Genomic DNA, 17675 nt, shown 5'->3' with positions numbered 1-17675 from the left:
TCTTTGTAACAATCAGGGATAAGCTTAGGTCAATGCAAATCATCGAGGTTAAAAGTAAAAAAGATGCTAACGATTTTCTGGAGGTAGCCAGAGTTGTTTATAAGAGCGATCCTGTTTGGGTATGTCCACTTGATCAAGAGATCAACAATATTTTCGATCCAAAAGAAAATGTGTTCTTTCAAAATGGAGCAGCCACCCGTTGGGTTTTCAAAGATGATCAAGGAAATTTGATAGGAAGAATTGCCGCTTTTATTAACGAAAGCAAGGCCAATTTTGGAGATAAACGTATTGGAGGAATTGGCTTTTTTGAGTGCATCAATGATAAAACCATAGCCTTCAAAATTTTTGATATAGCCAAAGCTTGGTTAGTAGAGCGTAAAGTAAATACGATTCAAGGGCCAATTAATTTTGGCGAAAATGATTCTTTTTGGGGGCTTTTGGTAGAAGGCTTTACACATCCATCGAATGGAATGGTATATAACCCACCTCATTACCGCGATTTTTTTGAATCCTATGGTTTCAAAAAGAAGATGGAGCAGCTTACCAACCATTTGAACATAACAGACGGTTTACCAGAGCGCTTTGTGAAAATTGCCAAATATGCCATTTCAAAAAAGCCCAACCTTACTTTAAGACCTTTAAATGCCGATCGATTTGATGAATGTGCCGAAGATTTTATGGCCATTTATAATGCGGCTTGGGCAAGTCACGAAAACTTTACGCCCATAAAAAAGGAATATGTAAAAGAGACTTTCAAAAAAGTAAAGCCGTTTTACGACCCCAACTACATTTGGTTTGCTTACGTGGATGGACAACCTGCCAGTTTCGTTTTGGTGCTGCCAGATGTGAACCAAATATTGAAACACTTTAAGGGTAAACTCAATCTTTTGAACAAACTTCGTTTTGTTCTTCTAAAGAAAAGAAAGACGATTACGAGGCTTAGAGTTTGGGCCATGGGCACTCACCCTAAATTTCAAAATATGGGGCTGGAATCCGTTTTAGTTTACAAATGTTTCGAAGGCGCCATGAAAAGTCAGTATGTAGAAGGGGAACTCTCTTGGGTAGGCGATTTCAATGATAAAATGATTGCTATTCATAAAGCATTAGGCGCAGTGCCAGGAAAAAAGCACATCACTTACGAACTTGCGATTTAGTAGCGGCTGGCTCTTTTTGTGTGTACTATAAACCGCTCCTGACGCCTTAGCAGGTGCATAATTCAAATGAACCGTTATGCTCCTTCGCCTTAGACTTCTGCTACCGGTGAAAGCACTGGCGTAAGCATTACCAACCTGCTCGGTGAAGCAATCTTGCGGACGAATAACTACAAAGGATCGAGCGTTTTATAAAGCCGCCTAACTTCAGCTTTGTGGATTTTTAAATGCTAAATAACCCACCAATACTACTGTTTTATATTTAACTTCACTAAACTTATTGCCTGTTAAAAGGTGCGTTTAGCACACCGTATTGGGGTGCTGGTTATAAATGTGACCTATACATAAAGTTGTATGCCATGCGGTAAGCGAAAACCCACTACACATTTAAGCACATTTGGTTTTGCCAACGATAACATCCATCTCTAAAAAACCAAAAGTGCTAAAATCTTCCCCCACACCTTATATCTGAAACATTATCATTCTACAATAGTCCCAATTTTTATCTATTTTCGGGACAAAATATCCTAGAAAGAATATTGACTTGTCCCAATTTTTAATCATTTTTGGGACAATGCTGGATTTAGAGATCATAAAAAAGAAGTTTAAAAGCGGGGATATCTTCTTTATCGCTGACTTCACGGAATTGGGTTCTTATGAAGCAGTAAGAAAGTCTTTACAGCGACTGACAACCGAAGACGAAATTGGTCGAATTGCTAAAGGGATTTATTTCTTACCAAAAAAACATGAAAGATTTGGTATCGTCTATCCTCATGCAGAACAAATAGCTGAAGCAATTGCCAAGCGTGATAAAGCTCGAATTATCCCAACGGGAATAACGGCTCTCAACAAACTTGGGCTTTCGACTCAAATGCCTTTAAAAGTAGTTTATCTAACAGACGGCTCTGCCCGACAAATTGAGGTGGGTAACCAAACCATTCAATTCAAAAAAACGAATCCCAAAAACCTCAGTATCGATCATCGATTGAGCAACTTGATTATACAAGCACTCAAAGCTATTGGAGAAAAAAATGTATCAGAAGAACAAATTGAAAAAATTCAGAAGATTATTAACGATAGCCAAGAGCGAGAATTAATCTATAAAAACTTGTTTAATGCTCCTGTTTGGATGCGAAAATTCATCGTGACCAAATGAACAACTGGCTAACCTTATCAAAAGAAGAACAAGTTGAGTTGTTCACTCAAGTCGGGGTTAGCATGAATCTTCCCCCTCAAGCAATTGAAAAAGATGCTTGGGTAACGCTGATGCTTCGCATGATTTTCAACTCTGAATTAGCATCCCATTTTATCTTCAAAGGTGGAACTTCATTAAGCAAAGCGTTCAATCTCATTCAGCGATTTTCCGAAGACATTGATTTAAGCATAGATCGCTCTTACTTAGGCTTCGAGGGTGAATTAACTAAAGGTGAAATCAGAAAGCTCAGAAGAGCTTGCCACACCTTTGTTTCTGAAAAATTAACGACCATTCTTACCAATGAACTCAATAACTATGGGATTGACGACCGCTTGTATGACTTGGTCATAGAAAACGACAAGATTTCGGATCAAGATCCTGAAACGATAGAGGTGAATTATAAATCTGTTTTCGAAGAAGTCTCCTATCTACCAAAAAGAGTATTGATCGAAGTGAGTGCAAGATCACTTCGTGAACCTTTTCAAGAGGTTAAAATCAACTCTCTTATTGATCAGCAATATCCGGAAATGGACTTCACAGAGACCAACTTTGAAGTCCAAGCGACTAACCCACAAAAGACGTTCTTAGAAAAACTGATTCTATTGCACGAAGAATTTCAGAAACCAGCAGATAAGATTCGACACCTGAGAATGTCTCGCCATTTTTATGATATAGGACGAATACTGGATTCTGAATACGGCTTAGATGCTTTGCAAGACAAGGAGCTTTTCAAAAGTATTATAGAACATCGCAAAGTATTGACCCCTGTAAAAACAACCGATTACGAAACATTAAGTTTAAAAACGCTCAACATTACCCCTCCTGAAGCGCAGTTGAAAAATTTCAAATCAGATTATAGAGAAATGCAGAACAATATGATCCATGGCACTTCAAAAGACTTTGAGGTGCTCTTGGATGATATAAACAAGAATTTAAAAGTAGACTAATGTCAGAAGATCATAAAAAAGTATTCTAACAACAGCTCTGCTGCAAGCGTTGCCAACCTGCTCAGTGAAGCAACCTTGCGGATAAATAATCACACAGGATCGAGTGTTTTATAAAGCTGCCTGACTTCAGCTTAGTGGATTTTTAAATGCTAAATAACCCACCAATACTACTGTTTTATATTTAATTTCACTAAACTTATTACTTGCTAAAAGGTGCGTTTAGCAGCCTATATTGGGTTGCTAACGGTCATAACATTTAAAATAAGAGATATAACGGTCATAAATGTGACCGATACATAACGTTGGCACAAATTAAAAAATGAGAAAGACGACATTTACTAAAAGTGAATATGCTGAATTAAAAAAACTCATTTCAAAAAAGGTCTTAGCTGACAGAAGTGAGCAAAAAAGGATTCGCGATAAAATCAGAAAAATAGGGTTTTATTATTCGGACTTCTCCTCAAAAAAAGGATACCACGTTTCTGACTTAGAAGAACTTGTGCGGAATAAACTGATTAAAATAATTGATGGTACGACAAATGAAATTAATCCAAAGTCGACAATCCAAAAGGTTGCTCTAAAAACCAAAACGCCTCAACCGAAAGTAAAATTTGGCTCAATAGACAAATCGAAATTTCAGAATTTCAATGATTTAAACGACTCAACATTGAGCAAAACGGGACTGTACTTAATAAAGCTTAAAAAAGGTGCAAAGCTTCCTGTCAGATACCAAACCATTTTAGACCAAAGAAGTCACAAAATCATATATATCGGTATAGCACAAGGTCAATCTCTTCGTGACAGATTGAATCAAGAAATTTACCATACTAGTCCAGGAACATTTTTCAGAAGCATAGGAGCTGTATTGAATTATAAACCTGTTCCCGGACACTTAAAAGGAAAAATCAATCAGAAAAATTACAAGTTTTCACCTTCCGACACCAATTCGATTACAAGTTGGCTTCTTAAAAATACGGAATTTGTAATTAAAGAAGTAGAAGGCGATTTTTCAATTGAAGATGAATTGATAAAAGAATACTGCCCTCTGCTAAACGACAAAAGCAATCCACTTCGATTAAGTGAATTACGAGAAGACCGAAAGAAATGTCGTGAAATTGCTGTAGGATAAAAAATAAAAAACGTGTGGCAACAACACCTATACGCAATGAGGGCTGAGTGAGCTATAATTTAAAGAAATGGAAAATCGAGATAAGGAAATCATTGAATTTGCGTAGAGTGATGTTTCGGAGCTTTTGGTGAATCAATGCTCTATCGAGAATTTCATCTATGAATTATAGAATAGGTTAAGCAATCTCAATCTTCTTTTAGGGTACGGTATGAGCTTCGGTACCAACCGATAACAGAAGGGCCACTCTCAGGTCGGCACCGAAGGTCAGACCTGTATAAATTAACGAAAGAACCTGTTTAGCCCTAAAATAGCTTAATACCCAAACCGATCTAAATAAGATTGATAGAAGGGAATCATCAAGTCACCGTATTGCTTAATGAGGTTTTGATAGGCCGTGGCCGCATCGGCAAACAAGCCTCGGTTTTCAAGCATTATGGCCTTGGTCAAATCGGTCAGCATAGTTCCTTCTTCAGGAAAAGTATTCAAGGCTTGATCGAGCAATTCTTTATCGGGAGGAGAGAGCTTATCGAGAAAATAAATTCCTGTAGATCTTTTACTATTCTTGGCAAAAACTTCCACTCCAAATATGTCTTTAAATGCCAAGCTATTGCTCAAAAGGTCAATGGTGAAATGAGTGGAATTGACATCATGCGTTTCGAAAACCTGATCATATTCGTTCCAAAATCTTACTTGGTATTGATCCTGAATATCAGCCCAGTCCAGTTGAATATACCTTCCATAGACTTCCGTAGAAGAAGGAAAATTAAGATGGAGGTCTACAAAATTAGAAGGTTCTTTGGCGTAATCGTTGGGTGGCCAAGCTTCTAAACTCCGTTTTGGGTTATAGAATTTTTCCCATTCTGTATAAATCAATTCTGAAGGAGGGTAGAGTTCTTTAAGATCGAGCGTGGCCATATTATACTGGCCTTCCAGTTCAATTTCTAATAACCGCCCCTCGCTGTCCATTAAAATGACCAAGCCGTTGGGGAGCACTTCGATTTGATCTTTTTTGCTCAGAGGCGTTCCGTTTTTCAACTCAAAATATCCCTTTTCCGTCTTTTTGTAGTTTTTTCCAGAAGACAGAATCACCCTAAAGCCTTCTTGACCATTGGCCAAGGAACCAAACATAAGAAAAACGAAAATGAGGGAAAGATGCCTGAACATTGATGCCAATTTAGTAATCCTTGACGTCAAAAAAACCACCTTTGCAATGAGCGGCCTGTGGATTCGTAAATCGCAAAAATTGCCACCACGCTGTATTCGATGATTACGACTTCAATCCATTCAAAATATTCACCGCCAAGATAATTGGCGTAGGTAAAGAAAATGAGCAAGGTCCATATGAATGCAAATCGTTTTTCGGTAAACACACTAATGGCCAGCAAAGGAATGGCATACCACGGATGAACTGTGGTAGCGAAGAGCAAATAGATCGTCCAAACCCAGAGCATTCGCACAGGCAGTTCTTTTTTTGACGGTAAAAGCGAATACAGCACAATACCAATAAAAGTGGCCGCCATCATCCATTTTCCCGATTGCGCTATAATGTTGTGTCCCTCGGTTTCAAAACCATACCAACGGGCCAAATAATAAATACTGGCATTGAATTCGAATTTCTGGAAATACAATTCTAAACTATCTTTTATCGCCCAAATATGAGCGGTATTGATCAAGGGAAGAAAAGAAATAATAAGCACTCCAGCCACAATAAGGCCATAGATCATTGTTTTCTTAAAGCCGATTTTTCTGATCAGCAGCGGAAGGAAAATGAGCGGTAGAAATTTTGTCGCCACCGAAAGTCCAAACCAAATGGCCGATTGATGAAATTTCTTCTGTTCATAACTCCACAAGGCCAAAAGCAGGAAGAAAATCATGATGGCTTCAAAATGCAGATTGCCTGTCAGCTCCAATATTACCATGGGGTTGAGCGCATAGAAAAGGCCATACCTTTCTGGTAAACCATAATGACGCAATAGCTTTCTGATCAAACGAATATTACCAAACTCGAAGGCCAGAATAATCACGCGTAAAATCACAATGGACCAAAACTCTGAACCCGGACTAAGCAAAGCCGACAAGAAGAAAAACACCTGATTGAAAGGCGGATACACCGTGAAATACTCAGGTGAATTCAGTTGAGAAAATAGCTGGATGTTGATGCCCTCTATGCCTTGGCCTAAATAGGTTGTAGGCAATTCTTTGTAAGGATCGACCATTTGGGTCAGTAAGCGGCCATCCCAAATAAAGCGATATACATCATCGGACAAACCAGGAATGGAAAAGAGCAAAAGCAGCCTGAGCAACATGGCCCAGTAAAAGGGCAAATCCGCTTCTTTTTCTTGCGTGCAGCGCATAATGTAAATCATGGCTACGGCCATCAATACAAAAGACGAGAGCAAGGGAATAGTCAGCGCACGATCTAAGTAGTAGCCCGCCACAAGAATGAGCACGGCATATAGAATGTAGGCAAATGAAAGGCGGTTATTATTTTCAGGCATTTCGAGTATGCTGCACGGTATAATAGAATACCAACAGAAAGCCTAAGCTAAGCAAAATATGAAAAGGGAGTAAAGCAAAATCTTGAAAGTAAAAGGCCAAGCCCAAACCTGCCATAAAATAGAGCGAAAGCAGCCCTTCTAAAACGGTTAGCGGATTGATTTTCTTCACAAAGTATTTGTTGCCTTTCCAGCCTTCTTTTTTGCTTTTAATGTTGAATTTTGGTGTGCGAACGAAGGGAGTTTTTTTGCCAATCCAACCTTCGAAAACGGCCACAGCGTTATGAATGCTCAAGCCCAGAAACACTGAAAGTAGCATGAACATTTGTGGCACAAATTCCTTCAGCGTTTTCCAGAAACCTTGGCGCTTTTCTTTAAAACCATTCCAATAGAAGATGATCAGAAAGATATAGCCCAGTAAGAAAATGCTAGAAATATTCAACAGCGTTACCCAACCTGTAGATAGATTACGAATGAACAAAACAGGTATACTCAGCATGGCCGTAACCACAATGCAAATGAAAATGGCGGAATTCAATAAATGAAAAGCCGCATGAAATTTCGTTCCGAAAGAAAGGTTTGATCTCAGTACTTGAGGAAGTAGCTTTTTACTGGTTTCAGCTGCGCCTTTTGTCCAGCGGTATTGCTGTGATTTAATAGCGCCCATGGCCGCAGGAAGTTCCGCAGGAGCAACCGTGTTCGATACATAAAAGATTTGCCAGCCTTTCAACTGCGCGCGGTAACTCAAATCTAAATCTTCGGTAAGCGTATCGGCTTTCCAACCACCAGCATCATTGATGCAGCTTTTGCGCCAAACGCCAGCAGTTCCATTAAAGTTAAGGAAGTGACCTCCGCTTGAACGTCCGTTTTGTTCCACGAAGAAATGCGTGTTTAAGCCAAAGGCCTGAAGCTTGGTGAGCATGGAGTAATTCTCATTGATATGCCCCCAACGACTTTGGACTACACCAATTTTCTCATCATGCGCAAAATGAGGAACCGTATTTTTCAAGAAGTCTTTTTCGGGAACAAAATCCGCGTCAAAAATGGCGATGAATTCGCCTTTGGCAATCTTCATTCCGTACTGCAAAGCACCCGCTTTAAAGCCTTTTCGCTCAGGCCTTCTTACTTGGGCAATGTCAATTCCTTTGGCCTGCCATTCGGCTACTTTTGCTGCGATCAAATCAACAGTTTCGTCATTCGAATCGTCCAGCACTTGAATTTCCAGTTTATCTTTCGGCCACTCGAGCGAAGCCACGGCATCGATGAGCCTTTCCACTACATACAGTTCGTTGTAAACAGGTAACTGTACTGTAACTACAGGGTGGTTATAATCGGCTGGAATTTCGGGGATTTGCGGAAGTAAGTTCTTTCTTTTCGCCTTGCGGTATTTGTAAACAAGGTTCAGTTGTGAAATGCTATAGACGAAAATAAACGATAGCGCTCCTGTGTATAATGTTAATATGATCAGCTCTAGCCAATACATTTATAGGTATTTAAATATGGTAAAGATAATCTTGTAGCCAGCCATTACGGTGCCTTTCACCGTGCCCGACACCTTGCTAACCCCAATTCGCTTTTTATAGTTTACAGGCACTTCTGTTATTCGTAATTTCTGCTTTGCGGCCTTCAGTTGCATCTCCACCGTCCAACCGTAGGTTTTGTCCTTCATGTCGAGTGCTACGAGTTGAGGAAAAGCGATAGCACGGAAAGGGCCAAGGTCGGTATAATTAACTTTATAAAACCATTTCATCATCGAAGTGGCCAGCCAATTTCCAAATATTTGTGGAAAGGTCATTGAACCTCCTTCACGATTTCCCAAAGCCCTAGAACCAATTACGAAATCTGCTTCCCTATTTACAATGGGGCCTGCTACTTCTGGCAATTGCTGTGGATAGTCGGAATAATCGCCATCCATAAACACTAGAATATCGGGGCTTTCACTTGGGTTTTTCAGGTATTCGATGCCCATTAAACAAGCGTTGCCATATCCCGCCTTGGGTTGATGAAGCACCGTAGCCCCAGCGTTTTCAGCAACTTCGGCAGTGTTGTCAGTAGAGCCGTTATTCACTACAATAATCTCCTTTACCCAATCTTTTGGAATATCAGCAATTACATGCGCAATAGATCGCTCTTCGTTGTATGCGGGTATTACCACTTTGATGTTCGGCCTCACCTGTTCGTTCACGGACAAAATTAAAAATATTAATAAGAGGAAAGCTTCAATCGACACTTTAGTTCCTTTATTCTGAAATTCGTTTCCATGAAGGTGCTCCACCCGACCAAATACAATCCTTGACTTTCTATTTTTAAAAACGAAATTGGGAACTGATTTAGAGCGAAGCGAGTTTAATATATGTACATACATATATTTTAAATAAGAGAGGAAATTCATTATGAAAACCGTTGTATATACATCAGAATCAAGAGGTTCAGCAAACCATGGCTGGTTAAAAAGCCGTCATACTTTTAGTTTTGCGGGTTATCACAATCCTGAGCGCGTTCACTTTGGGGCACTTAGGGTGTTGAATGATGACGAAGTAGATGGAGGCCAGGGTTTTGGAGCCCATCCTCACGATAACATGGAAATTGTTTCGATTCCCTTGCAAGGTGATTTGGAACACAAAGACAGCACGGGCCGCAATGAGGTAATTCGCCAAGGCGATGTTCAAATCATGTCGGCCGGAACAGGAATTCAACATTCAGAATTCAATCATAATAAAGATGAGGCTGTTCATTTTCTTCAGATTTGGGTTTTCCCGAAGGAAAGAAACATTACCCCACGTTATGAGCAGAAGACTTATTTGGTAGAAGATCGCATGAATAAATTTCAAACGGTAGTTTCTCCAAATGGAGGTGATGCGCTTTGGATTAATCAAGATGCTGAATTCAATTTGACCAATTTGGACGCAGGTACAAAATTGACTTATGAAGTAAAGCACCCTGGAAATGGAGTTTATGTTTTCGTTTTGAACGGAGAGCTTATTGCCGCCAATGAAAAGCTAGATACACGAGATGCCGTGGCGGTTACCGAAACCAACAGCTTTGAAATTAAGGCAAAATCTTATGCTGAAGTGCTGGTCATTGAAGTACCGATGGAGTTTTAGAAATTAACGAGGATGTCCGAAAGGGCATCCTCTCCTGTTATTTGAATTCCTTTACCTTTTCAATAACATAGCCTATTTCAGCTTCTGTTAATTCTGGATAAATGGGCAATGAAAGCACTTCGTTTTGAAGTTGAAAACTGTTAGGAAAATCGTCAGATTTATCATTCGAATTAAAGGCCGAAGTCAATGGGCTGGCCAATGGATAGTGGATTTCAGTCGAAATTCCGGCATTCTGCAAATGTGCTTTTAGCGCATCTCTTTTTTTAGCCCGAATGCAGTAAATATGAAAGTTGTGGATCTCAGTTTCATTTACTGCTGGTGTAATGATTCCCTCAATTGCTGTGAATGCCTCTGAATACCTTTTAGCAATTCGGTTTCGGGCTTCAATCCATTTCTCAACATGATTGAGTTTTACATTGAGCACAGCGGCCTGAAGCGTATCAAGTCTGCTATTGATGCCCTTCACTTGATGGTCGTTTTTTGACAAGCCACCATGATTGGCAAACATTCGGCACTGCTTTGCGAAAATGTCATCATTGGTGAGAATTGCACCGCCATCGCCAAAAGCTCCGAGGATTTTACTGGGGTAAAAACTGAAAGCCGAAGCAATGCCCCAACTGCCTGCTGTTTTTCCGTCCCTCTCTGCAAAGTGCGCTTGAGCTGCATCTTCTATCAAGTACAATTGGTGTTTTTTTGCGAGCTCAGCTAAAGCTTCAATCTCGCAGATTTGTCCATACAAATGAATTGGGATAATGGCCTTGGTTCGCACGGTAATCTTCTCTTCAACGCTTTTTGGATCTAGGCCAAAACGCTTCATTTCAACATCGGCAAATACAGGGGTTGCGCCACAAAGTGAAACCATTTCTGCCGCGGAGAGCCAACCATGGGCCGGGACAATTACTTCATCTCCATTTCTAATTCCCAAAGATTTCAGAATCACGAAAAGGGCATCGGTAGCATTTCCTAGTCCAATGCAATGCTTCACTTTATGGGCTTTGGCAAAAGCTTTCTCAAAGTTTGAAACCACTTCTCCACCAACAAAACGATGTTCGTCAATTACAGATTGAACCGCAGCATCGACCTCTGTTTTTATGGAAAGGTATTGTCGTTTTAAGTCTAAAAATAAGATTTCCATGCGCTGCTAAATTGATGACCAGAATCATATTGCTTACTGATACTTGTCAGGCCAAAGTTAAAGATACCAACATACCTTGGATATGAAATCTAGAAGGCTTGTAATTTATCTATCGCCTTTAAATGATGAGAGTCATTTAGATTTTTAAAACGATTTGATAATTAGCGTGTTAACTAAAGAAAGACATTGTTATGAAAAAGATTATTGTGCCTATAGATTTCTCCGATTGCTCTAAAAATGCGCTGAATAATGCCATTCTAGTGGCTGAGCGTATGGGTATGGAGCTTGTTTTACTTCACACTTTTATGTTGCCAGTGGCCACTACAGATGGAACACCCTTAGTTGTGGGTTCTATGATAGATGATTTGCAAGAGGCTTCTGAAGCAAATATGGCCGACTTCATTAAGAAGAATAAAGAGCTTAAACGCGTGCCATATCATACTGAGATTTTGGCTGGTTTACTTTTACATGGTTTAAATGATGCGCTTGAAAAGCACGATGCAGCCTTTGTGATTATGGGTACGCATGGTGCATCTGGCCTCAAGAAAACTTTTATAGGAAGTAATGCTTATACGGTGATTAAAAATGTGGAATGCCCTGTAATTGCTCTGCCAGAAGATGCTGACATTACCAAAATGAAAAGAATTGCAATGTCGGGCGACTACAAGCACAGGCCTGCTGCACACTCAATTGAACCTGTGATTACATTAACAAAGGCATTCTTTGCTCATTTATATATCATCCATATCGATCAGGATAAAGATCTGGAGCATGATGAAATTGAAATTGCTAAAAGCTTAGAGCAGTATTTGAAAAAGGTAAGCCACTCTTTCCATTTTAAAAGAGACTATGATGTAGAAGATGGTCTGTTGGCCTTTGCCAAAGAAGAGAATATTGACTTGCTCGTAATGATTTCGCGCCATCATAGTTTGATCGATAGAATTGCACGTGGGAGTGAAACCAAACGATTGGTGATGGACATTCCGATGCCTTTGATGATTATGCCAGAATAGATTACTTTAAGATCTATTTCCACCACGGAAGTGGCAACTTAATATCTGCTATAGAACTAACAACCATATCGGGCTTAAACGGAAAATCGTTTAGGTCCTCTTTTTTTGACATTCCTGACAAGGTAAGAATGGTGTTATAACCCACTTGAACTCCACCCTGAATATCGGTGGCTAGGGTATCTCCAATTACGGTGACCTCATCTGTGGCAAGCCCAATGTGTTTTCTAGCTTGACGCATCATTACTGGGCTAGGCTTGCCAACGGTAAAAGCTACTTTGCCTGTAGCTGCTTCAATCATCGACACTATACCTGCAATTCCCAAGTTGTTCCAGCCCGCTTTTCTAGGAGATGGGTCAAGATTGGTAGCTATAAATTTTGAGCCTCCAAGAATAAAGTCAATTGCTTTTCTAACCATTTCTAAAGTGAAGTTGATTCCTTCACCTACTACCACAAAGTCAGGATCATTTTGTACTAAGGTAAATCCATGTTCATGTAAGCTGGAAATTAAACCGCCTTCCCCCAATACATAGGCAGTTCCGTTCGGGAATTGCTGCCCCATAAAATGAGCAGTAGCCATGGCACTGGTATACACATTTTTCTCTTCTACATGAATTCCCAGTTTTTCTAATTTCCTGACTGCATCCAAAGGACTTCGTTGGCTGTTATTGGTCATAAAGGTGAACGGAATGTTCTCTTTTTGCAGTAACTCTACGAATTTGTCGGCACCCGGAATCAATCTGTTTTCTACATATATAACTCCGTCTTGGTCTATTAGAAATCCTTTGGGCATGGTAATTTACTTTATGATTGGTTAAAGATTGATGATAGAATGCTTTCTACCAAATTTGCACTCATTAAGCTATCGTTAAGTGTGAATAAGGGAGATTCCGTTTTGCCTTCCTTTATACATTTTACAACCTCTTCTATTTCATGGGCGTAGCCTGTACTTTTAAAAGGAAGTTCTACTTTCTCAATATTATCGCCTTTATGTATTTCAAATTCTTGAGCTTTCCAAAAAAGAGGTAGCTTGATAAAGCCTTCTGAACCATAAATACAAGCTTCTTTATTGGTATTCATAACAATGCTTCCAAATACCTGTGCCATTTCTCCTCCTTTGTAAGAAAGCTGAACTTGAATGCTTTGGTCAATTCCAGTTTCTGAAAGTACAGCCTGCGCTTGAAAACTGTCAGGCTGCCAGCCAAAAATATCTGAAACTATGGTGAGCGGATAAACGCCCACATCGTATAAAGCGCCTCCGGCTAAATCGGGGTTCAGTAGTCTCCCCTCTGGTTTTAAATTGGGTGAATTGAACCCGAAGCTTGCGGTGATGTATTGAATCTCACCAATTTCTCCAGATTTCGCTCTTCTAATAGCTTCGCGATAGGCAGGCAGAAAACGCATCCACATGGCTTCCATCAGAAACTTGCCAGTACCTTTGGTTACCTCGGTCATTTTACGGATTTCACCTGAAGAAATACCCATGGGCTTCTCACAGAGTACATTTTTGCCAGCACTGAGCGCGTCAATCACATTCTGGCAATGGAAGTTGTGTGTAGTACTGATGTAAACAATGTCGATGTCAGGGTCGGCAAAAAGTGACTCGTAATTATCGTAAACCTTAACGTTAGAAAATTCCTTTTCTAACTCAACTGCATTAGATCTTGATGCAAAAGCATAGGGTGTTTCTCCCTGAACAAATTCTAAACTAGTTAAAAATTTTCTGGCAATTCTGCCAAAACCTATAAACCCCCAATTCATATTTCAAGAACGGAAATTTTAAAGAGAGCGCAGTCGGTTTTCTGTTGTTATACTAATTGGACAGCCTTAAAATTAAAAGGGATCGCCTTTCGGACAATCCCTTTCTTCAACCAAAACATACAGTATCTGCCATACCATATAATAGAAAAACCGTTTCGTATGATTTTTATTGTGACACTCAATGAACTTAGTTTTAAGCGCGGTTGGCCTAAGATAGAAGAAGCCTCTTTTAAGGCTTCTAAGGGATTACTCTACTTTTTATTTAAATTGTTATTTAATGTAGCTTGATGCCAACATTTGCGCCAAAGCTCAATAGCTTTACTTTTCCTTCTCCAATACCAGTGAGTGGCATTTTCAAATAGGGTGCTAAGCTGAGACTAAACTTTTCGGTTAAAGGCCTTTCAAACCCAGTGGTTATATTTAGAATTCCAAAGTAATGTTGGTTTTGGTTTTTTAATTGCCAATGTTCTGGCCAACCTGCTTGACCATATGAGTATTCATAATCATAGTCTTCGCTAAGCATAAGGTAGCTTGATACTCCAGTACCAATAAAGAACCGATTTCCGTTTTTTGAATCGAAGTATTTTTGGATGTTCAAGGGAATATCAATCACTTTGCAATTGGCATAGACACTTGTGACAGAGTAAGCTGAGCCTTGTGCCCAATAAGGAGTCTCATATTCTGAACCTAATGCACTATACTTTTTCGCTCCGTATGATAATCCTGATTGAATACTGAGGTCTTTTTTAACAAAGTACTCTACCATAATTCCCACTAATGGGCCAGGCTTTTTAAACCCACTCAAAGTAGTGGCACTCATGTCGCCAGAGATTACTGCACTGAACACCCAGCGTTTATAGGAAACTGCAGTGTCTAATGGCTGTTCGGATATAAAGCTAGCCAACTCCATTGGGGACAAATTCAAGCTTGGTAAGTCAGCCAAAGGGTGCCATCTTAAGAGTACTTTTTCTAAAGGAAGTCCTAATTCCTCAACTTCTTGCTCTGTAGTTTGCTGTCGATCGGTCCTCACACCTAATTGATCAGAAACGCTTTCATTTTGGATGGCTAAAATTGTCTTTGAGTTTTCTTGCGCTGATTGGTTTGGCTGTAATTCTACAACTACCGTTTGACTGTTTTGATTTGGAGTCGTGTTTTCGGGACTATTTTCTTTTAATAGGGAGTTCGACTGCTCATTATCGGAAGAAGTATTTTCGTTGGACTCTGTATTTGGTTGTTCAGGAGTTTGATTTTGTAAATCATCAATTTGACCATTGCTTGGCCATAAGAATGTAAGCAATAGTATGGCCAAGAGTCCTATTGGCCCCCATATTTTCCACCAAGCAAATGGGGCTTTGTTTCCCCCATCTAGCTTTTTTTCCATTGCTGCCCAAGCGCTATCGCTAAACTCAAAATGAGCTCTTTTGGCAGCTTCTTTTGTAATCTGGTCTAATCCATCATTAGGTTTCATCCCCTCATCCATATTGATAAACCTCCTTTCTTAACATAGCTCTTAGCATGGCCTTTGCCCTTGTTAAATTGGCTTTTGAAGTGCTTTCCGTAATCCCGAGCTGCTCTGCAATTTCCTGATGTTTGTACCCATCAATTACATACAGGTTAAATACAGCGCGATAGGCGGGGGATAGTTGTCCAATCTTAAGTAAAATTTCTTCATGGTTAAGATTGTGATCTGGTGCTTCCTCGTTTGATTGCTGCACATTGGCTTCAGTAATATCTGCCATGTAATTGTGCTTAAGATTCTTCTTAATGTGGTCTAAACTTGCGTTGACCATGATTCTTCTCAACCAAGGTTTAAAAGGCTTGCTGATATCAAACTTTTCGATATGGGTAAAAACCTTCAGAAAACCATCGTTAAGCACTTCTAGCGCATCGGCTTCGTTTCCAGTATAGCGCACACAAATACTCATGCCATAGCTGTAAAAGCTACGGTACAACTCTTGTTGACTCTGCCTGTCGTTGTTCTTACAGCCGTTGATAGTTAGTTCCAAAAGCTTCTCGATCTTTGTCAATTTCAGCCTTTTTTCAATCACCGTACCTTTGTAAAAAGTAAAAGGCTGCGTGTTAAAAAAAAATCTTTCTATAAGTTACGAAAAGAGGGTGGGTATTTGACTGACGAAACGAATTGGTCTAAAATAAAATGACCCCAACTTTAAGGTTGAGGTCAAATCTTTTCTTTAATGCAAGAGGCTACTTTTAATTGCTTGCCATAGCTTGTAGTAAATCGTGTCTTGTAATAATATGTACTTCGTTGGCTTTATCTCTAATCATTACTGCTGGGTTATCTTTAGTAATTACTGAAGACAACACATCTAATGTATTATCAGGAGATACAAAGTGGAAAGGCTTGTCCATGATTTCAGAAACCGATTTGCTCTTCACATCAGCATCATCAATCATATGGGCTAAAAGTTTAGAATCTACTAAGCTACCTACAAACTCATCACCATTAACCACTGGCAACTGAGAGATACCCTTAGAGGTCATTAGCTTAATGGCCTCAGCAACGGTAGCAGTTTGGGCAATTGTAGTTAATTTACCATTGCCATTTTGATGGCTGAGCACATCGGCAGCGGTTTCGAAAGCACGGTTTTCAATGAAACCACGCGCTTTCATCCAATCATCATTATATACTTTGCCTAAGTAGCGAGTTCCATGGTCTGGCAAAATAATCACCATTACATCTTCCTCTTTCATGTTTTCTTTGGCCCACTCTAAGGCTCCGGCAACAGCCGAACCACATGACCAACCGCAGAACAATCCTTCTTCGCGTGATAGTCTACGGGTCATGATTGCACCGTCCTTGTCTGTTACCTTCACAAAGTGGTCAATCATATCGAAGTCTACATTCTTCGGTAGAATGTCTTCACCAATACCTTCGGTTAAATAAGGGTATACTTCTTTTTCATCGAAAATACCTGTCTCTTTATATTTTTTGAACACCGAACCATAAGTGTCGATACCTACAGTTACCACTTTTGAATTTTGTTCTTTCAGGTATTTTGAAGTACCACACATTGAACCACCAGTACCAACACCAGCTGCATAGTGAGTGATTTTACCTTCAGTATCTCTCCAAATTTCTGGGCCGGTAGTTTCGTAATGAGCCGCAGTATTCGACATATTGTCGTACTGATTTGGATAGTAAGAGTTTGGTATATCCGCATTCAATTTCTTTGCTACTGAATAGTAGGAGCGAGGGTCATCTGGCGAAACATTGGTAGGGCAAACAATTACTTCGGCACCTACTGCTTTCAAAATGTCCATCTTCTCTTGCGACTGCTTATCGGCCAGAGTGAAAATGCATTTGTAACCTTTGGCAATGGCAGCTAAGGCCAAACCCATTCCTGTGTTACCAGAAGTACCTTCTATAATTGTTCCTCCTGGCTTAATTAAACCAGCTTTTTCGGCATCTTCAATCATTTTTACCGCCATTCTATCTTTCATAGAATTCCCTGGGTTGAAATATTCCACTTTGGCCAAAATAGTGCCCGGAATACCCTTGGTTACGGAGTTTAACTTTACAAGAGGCGTATCGCCAATGGTTTCAATGATCGAATTGTAATACTTCATTTTTTAAAAGTTTGAACAAAATTACGATTTCTAGCGCTCAATCCTAAACCCCGTTTTTAAACCTTTGTTAAGAAAGGTTTATGGTCGATTGTGTAATGCAAGATAAGCTGTGGGCACATGGGTAATTGTTAATATTGCTGATACAAGTTTATATATTGCA

Annotated in this window: 16 protein-coding genes; 6 read left to right on the top strand and 10 right to left on the bottom strand. The window is 39.8% G+C overall.

Annotated features, from left to right (window positions below):
* The first annotated feature begins 32 nt into the window (after window positions 1–32).
* The 4 genes from AAC026_RS01125 to AAC026_RS01110 all read left to right on the top strand — a co-directional run bounded on the left by AAC026_RS01125 (window position 33) and on the right by AAC026_RS01110 (window position 4422).
* Window positions 33–1154, top strand: a complete 1122-nt coding sequence (locus AAC026_RS01125) for a hypothetical protein (RefSeq protein WP_339694294.1) — start codon at window positions 33–35, stop codon at window positions 1152–1154.
* A 541-nt stretch (window positions 1155–1695) separates the two neighbouring features.
* Window positions 1696–2307: a DUF6088 family protein gene (locus AAC026_RS01120; RefSeq protein WP_339694291.1), complete on the top strand. Its 612-nt coding sequence runs from the start codon at window positions 1696–1698 to the stop codon at window positions 2305–2307.
* A 62-nt stretch (window positions 2308–2369) separates the two neighbouring features.
* On the top strand, window positions 2370–3293 hold the full coding sequence (locus AAC026_RS01115) for a nucleotidyl transferase AbiEii/AbiGii toxin family protein (RefSeq protein ID WP_339694289.1): 924 nt from the start codon (window positions 2370–2372) through the stop codon (window positions 3291–3293).
* 319 nt (window positions 3294–3612) lie between these two features.
* Window positions 3613–4422, top strand: coding sequence for a GIY-YIG nuclease family protein (locus tag AAC026_RS01110; protein ID WP_339694287.1), 810 nt, complete (start codon window positions 3613–3615; stop codon window positions 4420–4422).
* A 312-nt stretch (window positions 4423–4734) separates the two neighbouring features.
* Here the strand turns inward: AAC026_RS01110 and AAC026_RS01105 are convergent, their stop codons facing one another.
* From AAC026_RS01105 to AAC026_RS01090, 4 genes are read right to left on the bottom strand one after another with little or no spacing between them, the layout of a single operon-like run.
* On the bottom strand, window positions 4735–5586 hold the full coding sequence (locus tag AAC026_RS01105) for a hypothetical protein (protein WP_339694285.1): 852 nt from the start codon (window positions 5584–5586) through the stop codon (window positions 4735–4737).
* A 26-nt stretch (window positions 5587–5612) separates the two neighbouring features.
* Entirely contained in the window at window positions 5613–6920 is a 1308-nt protein-coding gene (locus AAC026_RS01100; RefSeq protein ID WP_339694282.1) for a hypothetical protein, read from the bottom strand.
* Window positions 6913–8400, bottom strand: coding sequence for a cellulose synthase family protein (locus tag AAC026_RS01095; RefSeq protein ID WP_339694279.1), 1488 nt, complete (start codon window positions 8398–8400; stop codon window positions 6913–6915). The genes AAC026_RS01100 and AAC026_RS01095 overlap by 8 nt, the downstream gene beginning before the upstream one ends.
* The gene (locus tag AAC026_RS01090; protein WP_339694276.1) at window positions 8401–9102 is read right to left on the bottom strand and encodes a glycosyltransferase family 2 protein; all 702 of its coding nucleotides are present in this window, start codon (window positions 9100–9102) and stop codon (window positions 8401–8403) included.
* 208 nt (window positions 9103–9310) lie between these two features.
* Here AAC026_RS01090 and AAC026_RS01085 point away from each other — a divergent pair, with 208 nt between their 5' ends.
* Window positions 9311–10021, top strand: a complete 711-nt coding sequence (locus tag AAC026_RS01085) for a pirin family protein (protein WP_339694273.1) — start codon at window positions 9311–9313, stop codon at window positions 10019–10021.
* 37 nt (window positions 10022–10058) lie between these two features.
* Here AAC026_RS01085 and AAC026_RS01080 read toward each other — a convergent pair whose 3' ends face one another.
* Window positions 10059–11156: a DegT/DnrJ/EryC1/StrS family aminotransferase gene (locus tag AAC026_RS01080; RefSeq protein WP_339694270.1), complete on the bottom strand. Its 1098-nt coding sequence runs from the start codon at window positions 11154–11156 to the stop codon at window positions 10059–10061.
* 191 nt (window positions 11157–11347) lie between these two features.
* Here AAC026_RS01080 and AAC026_RS01075 point away from each other — a divergent pair, with 191 nt between their 5' ends.
* Window positions 11348–12169, top strand: coding sequence for a universal stress protein (locus AAC026_RS01075; RefSeq protein WP_339694267.1), 822 nt, complete (start codon window positions 11348–11350; stop codon window positions 12167–12169).
* 13 nt (window positions 12170–12182) lie between these two features.
* Here AAC026_RS01075 and AAC026_RS01070 read toward each other — a convergent pair whose 3' ends face one another.
* From AAC026_RS01070 to AAC026_RS01050, 5 genes are all read right to left on the bottom strand, one after another.
* On the bottom strand, window positions 12183–12959 hold the full coding sequence (locus AAC026_RS01070) for an HAD-IIA family hydrolase (protein WP_339694265.1): 777 nt from the start codon (window positions 12957–12959) through the stop codon (window positions 12183–12185).
* An 11-nt stretch (window positions 12960–12970) separates the two neighbouring features.
* Window positions 12971–13927, bottom strand: coding sequence for a Gfo/Idh/MocA family oxidoreductase (locus AAC026_RS01065; RefSeq protein ID WP_339694262.1), 957 nt, complete (start codon window positions 13925–13927; stop codon window positions 12971–12973).
* A gap of 274 nt (window positions 13928–14201) precedes the next feature.
* Window positions 14202–15407: a hypothetical protein gene (locus tag AAC026_RS01060; protein ID WP_339694259.1), complete on the bottom strand. Its 1206-nt coding sequence runs from the start codon at window positions 15405–15407 to the stop codon at window positions 14202–14204.
* Complete coding sequence (locus AAC026_RS01055) at window positions 15400–15954, bottom strand: sigma-70 family RNA polymerase sigma factor (protein WP_339694257.1); 555 nt, start codon at window positions 15952–15954, stop codon at window positions 15400–15402. Before AAC026_RS01055 ends, AAC026_RS01060 begins: the two co-directional genes overlap by 8 nt.
* Before the next feature lie 184 nt (window positions 15955–16138).
* Window positions 16139–17515, bottom strand: coding sequence for a cystathionine beta-synthase (locus tag AAC026_RS01050; RefSeq protein ID WP_339605984.1), 1377 nt, complete (start codon window positions 17513–17515; stop codon window positions 16139–16141).
* Window positions 17516–17675: the final 160 nt, after the last annotated feature.

It is taken from the genome of uncultured Roseivirga sp., assembly GCF_963973945.1.
Classification (GTDB): Bacteria; Bacteroidota; Bacteroidia; order Cytophagales; family Cyclobacteriaceae; genus Roseivirga.
Note: the sequence above shows the minus strand (reverse complement) of the source record. Positions and strands in the feature narration are given on the sequence as shown.

Excerpts from the sequence above, each read along its gene's own strand:
- AAC026_RS01125 (WP_339694294.1), top strand. The coding sequence starts at position 33 with ATGCAAATCATCGAGGTTAAAAGTAAAAAAGATGCTAACGATTTTCTG.
- AAC026_RS01115 (WP_339694289.1), top strand. The coding sequence starts at position 2,370 with ATGAATCTTCCCCCTCAAGCAATTGAAAAAGATGCTTGGGTAACGCTG.
- AAC026_RS01110 (WP_339694287.1), top strand. The coding sequence starts at position 3,613 with ATGAGAAAGACGACATTTACTAAAAGTGAATATGCTGAATTAAAAAAA.
- AAC026_RS01105 (WP_339694285.1), bottom strand. The coding sequence starts at position 5,586 with ATGTTCAGGCATCTTTCCCTCATTTTCGTTTTTCTTATGTTTGGTTCC.
- AAC026_RS01100 (WP_339694282.1), bottom strand. The coding sequence starts at position 6,920 with ATGCCTGAAAATAATAACCGCCTTTCATTTGCCTACATTCTATATGCC.
- AAC026_RS01095 (WP_339694279.1), bottom strand. The coding sequence starts at position 8,400 with ATGTATTGGCTAGAGCTGATCATATTAACATTATACACAGGAGCGCTA.
- AAC026_RS01085 (WP_339694273.1), top strand. The coding sequence starts at position 9,311 with ATGAAAACCGTTGTATATACATCAGAATCAAGAGGTTCAGCAAACCAT.
- AAC026_RS01080 (WP_339694270.1), bottom strand. The coding sequence starts at position 11,156 with ATGGAAATCTTATTTTTAGACTTAAAACGACAATACCTTTCCATAAAA.
- AAC026_RS01075 (WP_339694267.1), top strand. The coding sequence starts at position 11,348 with ATGAAAAAGATTATTGTGCCTATAGATTTCTCCGATTGCTCTAAAAAT.
- AAC026_RS01070 (WP_339694265.1), bottom strand. The coding sequence starts at position 12,959 with ATGCCCAAAGGATTTCTAATAGACCAAGACGGAGTTATATATGTAGAA.
- AAC026_RS01065 (WP_339694262.1), bottom strand. The coding sequence starts at position 13,927 with ATGAATTGGGGGTTTATAGGTTTTGGCAGAATTGCCAGAAAATTTTTA.
- AAC026_RS01060 (WP_339694259.1), bottom strand. The coding sequence starts at position 15,407 with ATGGATGAGGGGATGAAACCTAATGATGGATTAGACCAGATTACAAAA.
- AAC026_RS01050 (WP_339605984.1), bottom strand. The coding sequence starts at position 17,515 with ATGAAGTATTACAATTCGATCATTGAAACCATTGGCGATACGCCTCTT.